Genomic DNA, 8,026 nt, shown 5'->3' with positions numbered 1-8,026 from the left:
ATTCAGCCCCCGCGAGCCAACCCCGCCGTTATCATCTCATATAGCACGACGCAGGCTCGCCCGCCGTACGCGAGGCGGCACCAGTCTAGCGGTTGGCGGCTGGGGACGGCCCGCTATGCCGCCCTATCTCACGCTTTAGGCGCGCGGCCCATCGTGTAGAACTCGTCATTGGGGCGCAAGATGTCCCGCGGGCGGGTCTAGCGGGGTCTGGCGCCCCGCTTGCTGAAAACGCGTCGGTGCAGCGCGACGCGCGTTTAGACAGTCTCTTTCTGAAACTGGATTTTATGCAGATTGGCATAGAGGCCGCCATGCTGCAACAACTGCGCGTGGCTGCCCTGCTCGACGATGCGCCCACCTTCGAGCACGAGAATACGGTCGGCGCGTTCTATGGTCGATAGCCGGTGCGCGATGACCAGCGTAGTGCGGCCCTTCATCAACACTTCGAGCGCCGCCTGCACGTAGCGTTCCGATTCGGAATCGAGCGCCGACGTGGCTTCGTCGAGAATCAGGATAGGTGCATCTTTATAGATGGCACGGGCGATCGCCAGGCGCTGACGCTGGCCGCCTGATAAACGCATGCCGTTATCGCCGACCAGCGTATCGATGCCGTGCGGCATTGCCGCCACGGCTCCGATCAGGTTGGCCGCCTCCAATGCCGCGTTCACCTTGTCGCGATCGACCGTCTGGCCATATGCGACGTTGGCGGCGATCGTATCGTTGAACAGCACCACGTCCTGGCTGACAAACGCAATCTGGCTGCGCAAATCGGCCAAGCGATAATCTTCGACCGGCACGTCGTCAATCAGGATACGGCCACCGGTCGGGTTGAAAAAGCGCGGCAGCAAATTGACCAACGTGGTCTTGCCGCTGCCGGAGGGCCCGGCCAGCGCCACCATTTCACCCGGTTTGATGGTAAAGCAGATATCGTCGAGCGTGGGCTGCGGCACCGCGCCGTACGTGAACGCGACGTGATCGAACTGCACCTTGCCTGCGGAGCGCGCAAGCGCAATATCGCCACCCTTGGGTTCGGCCGGCTCGTCGATCAGCCCCAGGATCAGCTCGGCCGCGGTCATGCCGCGTTGCAAGGGCTGGTTGACGTCGATCAAGTGCTTGAGCGGCGAAATGATCAACAGCATCGACGTCACGAACGCGACAAAACCGCCGACCGTGGTTTGGTCACTCGACGATTGCAGCACCGCGATTGAAATCACGATCGCGAGCGCGATCGAGGCCAGAAATTGCGTGAGAGGCTGTGCCAGGCCGCCCGATACGGTCATGCGCATCGAGTAACCGCGCAGCCGCCGGCTCATCTCTTCAAAGCGGGTTTGCTCGTAGCGCTCGCCATTGTGCACTTTGACCACTTTATAACCGCCTACCGTCTCTTCGACGATATACGACAGCTTGTTGGTCAGCATCTGGCTTTCGCGGTTCAAGCGCCGCAGCCGCCGATTGATCTTGCTGACCAGCCAGCCTATGCCCGGCAGTATCACCGCCACGATCAGCGTCAAGCGCCAATTCAGGTAGAACAGGTAGCCGAGCAGAAAGATCACCGTGAACGAATCGCGCACCAGGGTAATCAACACCCCGGTCAACACGTTCAACACCTGGTTCACTTCGAAGACGATGGCATTGATGATGGTGCTGGCTGTCTCACGCTGGAAAAATGCGGCAGGCGCATGCAGCATCTGCTCGAACATTTTCAAGCGCAGGTCGAGCAGCACTCGGTTAGATACCCATGAGAGCAGGTAGTTGGCAGCGTACTGCGCCACCCCGCGCAACAACGCCAAGCCGACCACGGCAAGCGGAATCCACCATCGCGCGCTGCTGTGGTCGTGCGAACCGAAGCCCTTGTCGAGCAAGGGCTTGAGCAGCGCGGGTACGGCGGGTTCAGTCGCGGAGACGATGGCCATCGCGACCATCGCGAGTATCAATACCCCGATATGCGGCTTGAGATAAAGCCATAGACGCGCCATGACCTTGGGGGTAGCAACGGGCTTGGCGACGCCGGGAGCGGCGGAATTTCCTTGTATACTCAATGCGGCCTCAAAATTAGAGAATGCGCGGCGGGCGCCACTCGATGCACGAAGGCGGGCGCGAGGGGTGCCGGATTTGTCGTTAAAGCGGTCGTTGCCACTGCGGCTGGCCGGCTCCAAGCGCCCTGCCGCCGCGTCAGAATGCCGTATTGTACCGGGAGCACCTCCTCGCCGTGCCGCCAATCCGACCGATACGTTATTGCAGGAAATAACCATTGCTTACTTCATTGTTCGAACCGAATCAGGCAACCCCGTGTGCGGCCCTGCCTACAGCCCCGTGTGCAGCCCCGCCTTCGGCGCAACACCATGCCGATATCCGCTTGCCGTACGCTAGGGCTGGAGGCCGGGCATGACCGATATCGGTTTGAGGGATTCGGCAGATTCGGCGAACTTGGCGGACTCGGCTCAGGCCATCAGCGTCATCGTCATTACCAAGAACGAGGCGCACGATATCCGCGATTGTCTCGAATCGGTGCGTGACTGGGTACAGGAGATCGTGGTGCTCGATTCCGGCAGCACCGATGGCACGCAGGCCTTGTGCCGCGAGCTGGGCGCCCAGGTCAGCGAAACCGACTGGCCGGGCTTCGGGGTGCAAAAGCAACGCGCGCTGAGTGCTGCGCGCGGACCCTGGATATTATCGCTCGATGCGGACGAAAGGGTCTCGCCGGCCCTGCGCGACGAAATCTTGCAGACCGTCGCGGCCCCCGCCGCCAAGGTCTATAGAATGCCGCGCCAGTCGAGCTATTGCGGTACGTGGATCAAGCATGCGGGCTGGTCGCCCGACTACGTGCTGCGTCTGTTCCAGCGCGATTCGGCGCAATTCTCGCCCGATCTGGTACATGAAACGCTGCGCCCGCATGCGGACGTTGCGCTCGGCACCTTGCGCAATGCGCTGATCCACTACAGCTTCCGCGACTTCTCCGAGGTGCTGCAAAAAGTCGATAGCTACTCGACCTACGGCGCCACGCAGGGCGCTGTGCGCGGCAAGCGTGGCAGCCTGCGTAAAGCACTTCTGCACGGCTTCTGGAGTTTCGCACGCACGTATTTTATCCAGCGCGGCTTTCTCGATGGCCGCATGGGTTTGATTCTGGCGATCTCGAACGCGGAAGGGACGTATTACCGTTACCTGAAGCTGATGCTGCTGGCTGAGCTGAAAGATGAGCGAGAGTCGTCATGAACAACAAGATGCTGATTTCGGTGGTGATTACCACCTACAACCGGCCCGACGCCTTGGAGCGCGTGCTCAGCGCATGCATGGCGCAGTACGATCCGTATTACGAGCTCATCGTCGCCGACGATGGATCGGGCCCGGACACGCGCGCACTCGTCGAGCGGCTCGCGCAAACCACACCCATTCCCATCGAGCACGTGTGGCATCCGGACGAAGGCTTTCGCGCCGCAGCGATACGCAATAAGGGCATCGCCCGCGCGCGCGGTCATTACATTATTTTTCTCGATGGCGATTGCGTGCCGCAGCACGATTTTATCGCCCAGCATCGTCGCCTCTCGGAAGAAGACGCAGTGGTCACCGGCAGCCGCATTCTGCTCAACGAGACTCTCACGCGCGCCGTGATCGACCAGCCGCTTTCGCTGCCCGATGCGCACCCCGGCTTCTGGTTTAAACAGCGGCTCGGCGGCAACGTCAACAAGATCTTGCCGCTGTGGGCCAAATTGCCGGATCGCGCCTGGCGCCGCCTGGATCGCTTCAAATGGCGCGGCATCAAAAGCTGCAATATGAGTGCGTGGCGCGACGATCTGGAGCGCGTCAATGGCTTTGACGAAACCTTCGTGGGCTGGGGACATGAGGACGCCGATCTGGTTGCGCGCCTATTCAATGCAGGAGTGGACCGCAAGCTCGGCGCGTACGCGACCGAGATTTTTCATCTGTGGCATCGCGAGCAACCGCGAGATCGAGAAGGGCCGAACTACGACAAGGTGGTCGCGCGACTCGCCGATCGCACCACGCGTGCCGAGGTGGGAATCGGGGAACTCACGCCGTAGCAGTGCTGCGGGAGCGCCAGATGAGTACCAGATGAGCCGGATGAGTACTCGATTGTGCAGCGCCATCGCTTCTTACCTGACGCTCCATGCAAGCGTCAGGCGCCAAACGTCAGCGCGGCCCGTATGAGATCTCGACCGCTTCGCCGGTAAATTCCTGCTTGAGCAAACTCAGTAAATCGTCGCTAGGCCGCACGCGCCATGTGTCGCCGAGTTCCGATAAACATTCCGCGCCTTCGCCGCGATAGTGGACGCGCACCTTCAGCCCGGGCGGCAGCGGAATCGGCTCGCTACGTCGCTCGCGACCGCCGCCCTGCCCTCCTTGACCGCCGCGGCTATAGCCGCCGGACTGCCCCCCGCCTGACTTCGCACTCGCGGCATACGCCGGCGCCGGGGCAATCTGTGCGCCGCCTTCGTCCAAGGGCACGCAATAAGGCTGCAGCAATTCGCGCAGACGGCCGGCATTGGCATTGCCATTGACCGACAGCGTGAGCGCATCGGCAAACTGACGCCGGGCGCGCTCGAGATCCATCACGGTATCGGCCGTAAAGCGCAAGCCGCCGCTGAAGCTGTCGAAGCGGGCCTGACCACGCACCACCAGCAGTTCGTCTTCTTTGAGCAGCGCTTTGTTGGCTTCGAACTGCTCGTTATAAATCGTCACTTCGCACTGGCCGGTGCCATCGTCGAGCAACGCGATCAGCATCTTGCCGCGCTGTGTCATCTGCGTACGCAAACCAGTCACGATGCCGGCCACGAGTTTGTCGCGCCCCTCTTTCAGGTCGACCAGTTTTTGCCGAGCAAAGCGACGCACCTCGCTCGCGTAGGCATCGAACAGATGGCCCGACAGATAAAATCCCAGCGCGGCCTTTTCTTCCTGCAGGCGGCGCTTTTCGGGCCATTCCGTTTCGACGATCAAATCATGTCGATCCGGCTCGCCGTCGGGCATATCGAACAGGCCGACCTGATGCGCGTTGGCGCTGGCTTGCTCGGCCGCTTCAATGGCCAGCGAGACCGACGCCAGCACTGCGGCGCGGTTGGCATGCAAGGCATCGAACGCACCGGCACGTATCAGCGATTCGATCGTGCGGCGGTTGACGACACGGCGGTCCACCCGCATGCAGAAATCGAACAGGTCGGTGAACGGCCGTTCTTCGCGTGCCCGCAGAATTTCCTCGATGGCGCCCTGCCCGCTGCCTTTGACCGCGCCCAGACCATAACGAATCTTGGTGGCAGGCGGCGGTGTGTTGCTGGATGTGTTGCTGGGTGCGGCGGCGCGCGCAGATGCTGCGTTCGCTGAATTCGGTGCCGTCGCGACCTCCGGCGCCACCGGCTCAAAGCGGTAAGCCGAATGATTGACGTCGGGCGGCAGAACCTCCAAGCCATTGTTCAAGCAATCCTCGAACAGGATCTTGACCTTGTCCGTGTCGTCCATCGCCAAGCTCATGTTGGCGGCCATGAACGCGGCGGGATGATGTGCTTTGAGCCATGCGGTGAAATACGCCAGCAAGGCGTAAGCGGCGGCGTGCGATTTATTGAAACCGTAACCGGCGAACTTCTCCATCAAGTCGAAAATTTCGTCGGCCTTGGCAGCGCTCAGGCCGTTCTGCGCCGCGCCGTCGCGGAACAGCTCGCGATGCTGCGCCATCTCCTCGGCTTTTTTCTTACCCATCGCACGGCGCAGCAAGTCGGCGCCGCCCAGCGAGTAGTTGCCGATGATCTGCGCCATCTGCATCACCTGCTCCTGGTAGACCATGATGCCGTAGGTCTCCTTGAGCACCGGCTCGACGCGAGGATCGGGATACTCGACCACTTCGCGACCGTGCTTGCGCGCGCAAAAACTCGGGATCAGGTCCATCGGGCCCGGACGATACAGCGCCACCAGCGCGATGATGTCCTCGAACCGGTCGGGCTGCGCGTCTTTCAACATGCCCTGCATGCCGCGGCTTTCCAGCTGGAACACGGCCACCGTGTTGGCTTTTTTCAGGATCTGGAAAGCGGCCGGATCGGTCAGCGAAACCTGACTCAAGTTCCAGTCCTTCATCGCAGGATCGAGCCGTCGGATATACCGTTCGGCCCAGTCGAGGATGGTCAGCGTGGTCAAACCCAAAAAGTCGAACTTGACCAAACCGACCGCTTCGACGTCGTCCTTGTCGTACTGGCTGATCACACCGCCGCCATCGTCGCTGCCGCTTTGCGAGTACAGCGGGCAGAAATCGGTCAGCTTGCCCGGCGCAATCAGCACCCCCCCGGCGTGCATGCCGACGTTGCGAGTCAGCCCTTCGACGCGCTGCGCAAGCTCGATCAATTGACGCACTTCGTCTTCGTTGTCGAACCGTTCCTGCAGCAGCGGCTCTTCCTTCATCGCGTCGGCAATCGTGACATGCTTGCCGGGCTTGAACGGAATCAGCTTGGCAATGCCGTCGGTGAAGTTGTAGCCGAGATCGAGCACACGGCCCACGTCGCGCACCGCAGCCTTGGCCGCCATCGTACCGAAGGTGGCGATCTGCGACACTGCGTCTGCGCCGTACTTTTCCTTCACGTATTGAATGACGCGATCGCGACCCTGCTGACAGAAGTCGATATCGAAGTCGGGCATCGAAACGCGTTCAGGATTCAGGAAGCGCTCGAACAGCAGGTTGTATTGCAGCGGGTCGAGATCGGTAATGCTCAGTGCATAAGCCACCAGCGAACCTGCGCCGGAGCCTCGGCCTGGGCCGACCGGCACGCCGTTGTTCTTGGCCCAGTTGATGAAGTCTGCAACGATCAGGAAGTAACCGGGGAAGCCCATCTTGATGATGGTGCTGCACTCGAATTCCAGACGCGCGTAATAGGTCGGGCGCTGTTCGTCGCGCTCGGCCTGATTCGGATAGAGTTGCAGGAGCCGCTGTTCCAGGCCTTCCTTGGACTGATGGACCAAGTAGTCGTTGAGCGACATGCCGTCGGTCGGAAACAGCGGCAATTTGGGTTTGCCGAGCTCGAGCGTCAGGTTGCAGCGCTTCGCAATTTCAATGCTATTGGCCAGTGCCGAAGGGATGTCGGCAAACAGCTCCGCCATCTCCTGCTGCGACTTGAAATACTGGTCGGTGGTGAATTTTTTCGAGCGCCGGGGGTTGGCCAGCATGTCCCCCTCGGAAATACATACGCGCGCTTCGTGCGCCATGAAATCGTCGCCGGTCATGAACTGCACCGGATGCGTCGCCACGACCGGCAAACCGATTTGCGCGGCCAGCGCCGCAGCATGCCTCACGTAGGCCGCCACGCCCGGTTGTTCGGTGCGTTGCAACTCGATGTAGAAGCGCTGCGGGAACACGCGCGCCCAACGTTGCGCATGCAGCGTTGCGAGCTCGGAGTTGCCGGCGACCAGCGCCATGCCGATGTCGCCGAGCAGCGCGCCGGACAGCGCCAACAGCCCCTCGGCCAGGCCCTCCTCGAACCAGCTTGCGTCGACTTCCGCACGGCCCCGGTATTGATTGGTGAGCCACGCGCGCGTGAGCAACTCGCACAAATTCAGGTAACCCTGGCGCGAGCAGACCAGCAGCAATAGCCGAGCCGGCTTCTCGCGGTCGCCCGGATTGGTGATCCAGACGTCGCAGCCGGCAATCGGCTTGACGCCGGCACGGCGCGACTCCTGGTAGAACTTGACGAGGCCGAAGGTATTGCTCAGGTCGGTCAGCGCGAGTGCGCCTTGGCCGTCTGCGGCGGCAGCCTTGACCACGTCGTCGATGCGCACGGTACCGTCGGCGATCGAGTATTCGGAGTGTAGGCGTAGATGAACGAAGCTTGGATTTGGCATAGCGATTATTGTAACGCGTCGCCCCGCTCGATTCGCGTTTCTGCACGCGGCAAAATAACGGGCACGATCGACACGGCGCACGGCGGGATGAACGGATACACGACCGGCCGAACGGATAAATTGGAGCGGGTGGCCGCTTGCGGGATAATACGGGTTTAATGCGCGGGTTCGGCTCGCACGTTTGGTGCGCTAGTACACGACC

At 61.4% G+C, this 8,026-nt stretch carries 4 protein-coding genes; 2 read left to right on the top strand and 2 right to left on the bottom strand.

Annotated features, from left to right (window positions below; genetic code table 11):
- Positions 1 to 254: 254 nt before the first annotated feature.
- On the bottom strand, positions 255 to 1,973 hold the full coding sequence (msbA, locus tag GSQ77_RS08765; protein ID WP_254067587.1) for a lipid A export permease/ATP-binding protein MsbA: 1,719 nt from the start codon (positions 1,971 to 1,973) through the stop codon (positions 255 to 257).
- A 409-nt stretch (positions 1,974 to 2,382) separates the two neighbouring features.
- Here msbA and GSQ77_RS08760 point away from each other — a divergent pair, with 409 nt between their 5' ends.
- Together GSQ77_RS08760 and GSQ77_RS08755 are read left to right on the top strand one after the other, a co-directional pair.
- On the top strand, positions 2,383 to 3,210 hold the full coding sequence (locus tag GSQ77_RS08760) for a glycosyltransferase family 2 protein (RefSeq protein ID WP_158901122.1): 828 nt from the start codon (positions 2,383 to 2,385) through the stop codon (positions 3,208 to 3,210).
- Positions 3,207 to 4,034, top strand: coding sequence for a glycosyltransferase family 2 protein (locus tag GSQ77_RS08755; protein WP_158901120.1), 828 nt, complete (start codon positions 3,207 to 3,209; stop codon positions 4,032 to 4,034). Before GSQ77_RS08760 ends, GSQ77_RS08755 begins: the two co-directional genes overlap by 4 nt.
- A 109-nt stretch (positions 4,035 to 4,143) precedes the next feature.
- Here GSQ77_RS08755 and dnaE read toward each other — a convergent pair whose 3' ends face one another.
- Complete coding sequence (dnaE, locus tag GSQ77_RS08750; RefSeq protein WP_174246416.1) at positions 4,144 to 7,824, bottom strand: DNA polymerase III subunit alpha; 3,681 nt, start codon at positions 7,822 to 7,824, stop codon at positions 4,144 to 4,146.
- Between the last annotated feature and the right edge of the window lie 202 nt (positions 7,825 to 8,026).

Source organism: Burkholderia sp. L27(2015) (assembly GCF_009765705.1).
Taxonomy (GTDB): Bacteria; Pseudomonadota; Gammaproteobacteria; order Burkholderiales; family Burkholderiaceae; genus LMUX01.
This window is presented reverse-complemented; position numbering and strand designations above follow the sequence as displayed.